Annotated in this window: 2 protein-coding genes; both read left to right on the forward strand. The window is 74.2% G+C overall.

All coding sequences use genetic code 11. The annotated features are described in order from the left end of the window. Positions 1 to 173: 173 nt before the first annotated feature. Positions 174 to 1343, forward strand: coding sequence for a low temperature requirement protein A (locus AB0I76_RS28970; protein ID WP_357042047.1), 1170 nt, complete (start codon positions 174 to 176; stop codon positions 1341 to 1343). 77 nt (positions 1344 to 1420) lie between these two features. After that, the coding region (locus AB0I76_RS28975; RefSeq protein ID WP_357042050.1) for a cryptochrome/photolyase family protein at positions 1421 to 1884 on the forward strand (464 nt) is incomplete at its 3' end.

Below are 1884 nucleotides of genomic sequence, written 5' to 3' on the forward strand. Positions count from 1 at the left end.
CGGGCCTGCGCGTGCTGGAGCGGGGCGACACCGCCGTGGCGCTCCCCGCGCCCCGGTCCCCCGGGTCGGCGGTACCTTCGGCGAACTGACCCGCGACGACCACCGACCCGCCTATCGTGAGGGCGGTCGGTCCGCCGCGTCCGGCACCCGGCCATGGGCGCGAGGAGTCTGCGGTGGCGACGACCGGGCTGCGGCCGTGGTACCGGCCCATGGTGGGCCGGCGCCGCGACGAGGAGCACCGTCCGGTCACCCCGCTGGAACTCTTCTTCGACCTGTGCTTCGTGGTGGCGGTGGCCCAGGCCACGGCGAACCTGCACCACGAGGTGTCCGCGGACCACGTGGGGCAGGCGGTGGCCCGCTACCTGATGGTGTTCTTCGCCATCTGGTGGGCCTGGATGAACTTCACCTGGTTCGCGTCGGCGTACGACACCGACGACGACGTCTACCGCCTCACCACTCTGGTGCAGATCACCGGGGCGCTGATCCTGGCCGCCGGCGTGCCGTCGGCGTTCAGCGGCGACCTCGCCACCATCACCTACGGGTACGTCGTGATGCGGCTCGCCGCCGTCGTGCACTGGTCGCGGGCGTCGATCGGCGACCCGGAGCACCGCGTCACCACCCGGCGCTTCGCGATCGGGGTCACCGTGGTGCAGGCCGGTTGGCTGCTGCGGCTGCTGCTGCCCGAGGGTTGGGAGGCGCCGACGTTCCTGGTGCTGGTCCTGGCCGAGATGCTGGTGCCGGCGGTCGCCGAGCGGTCCGGGGTCACGCCGTGGCATCCCGGCCACATCGCCGATCGGTACGGCCTGTTCACCCTCATCGTGCTCGGCGAGGTGGTGCTGGAGACCTCGGTGGCGGTGCAGACCGGCGTGGACGCCGGCGACGAGGGCCTGTGGCCCCTCGCCGCGGCCGGCACGGTGATCGTCTTCTCGCTCTGGTGGCTCTACTTCGACCGGCGGATCGAGGTGCCGAAGCGGCTGCCCGCCGCGCTGGCCTGGGGCTACGGGCACTACGTGGTGTTCGCGGCCGTCGCGGCGGTGGGCGCCGGCCTGGCCGTCGCCGTCGACCGGCAGCGCGACCTCGCGGCGGTCGGCCCGGTGACCGTCGGCTACGCCACGGCGATCCCGGTCGCCGTGTACCTGCTCACCATCTGGGTGCTGCACGTCCGCCGGCAACGGCAGGGCCGGGAGACGACGGCATTCCCCGCGACCGCCGTGCTGGTGCTGCTCACCCCGTTCGGGCCGGAGCCGGTGACGCTCGTCGCGGCGCTGCTGTTCGGGCTGGTCACGGTCACCGTGGTGGCACGCCGGCGGGAACTGCGCTCGGCAGCCGCGACCGGAACGTGACCGGCGACACACCGAAGGCCCCGGACGACATGCGCGCGCGGCGGGCGCATGATGCCGCCGGCCGGCAGAATCGGGCCATGCCGCGCCGCCGATGGTTGCTCGCCGACCAGCTCGGCCCGCACTTCCTCGACGACCCGGACCAACCGGTGCTGCTCGTGGAGGCCCACGGGCTGTTCCGGCGCCGGACACTGCACCGGCAGAAGGCCCACCTCATCCTCTCCGCGTTGCGGCACCGGGCCGCCGAGCTGGGCGACCGGGCGCTGCTGCTGCGCACCGACACCTTCCGCGAGGCGCTGGCGAAGGTCGGCGAACCGGTCGAGCTGGTCCACCCGCCGTCCCGGTCGGCGCTGGCCTTCGCGCGTACCGTCGACGGGCTGACGGTCCTGCCACCGCGCGGATTCCTCACCGACCGCGCCGACTTCGCCGCCTGGGCAGACCGCGTCCGGCGCGGGCCCCTGCGGATGACCGACTTCTACCGGTGGGCGCTGCGCCACCACGGGGTGCTGGCCGACCCGCCGCCCGCGGAGACCGCGTCGCGTCG

This window comes from Micromonospora sp. NPDC049799, assembly GCF_040656655.1.
GTDB lineage: Bacteria > Actinomycetota > Actinomycetes > Mycobacteriales > Micromonosporaceae > Micromonospora.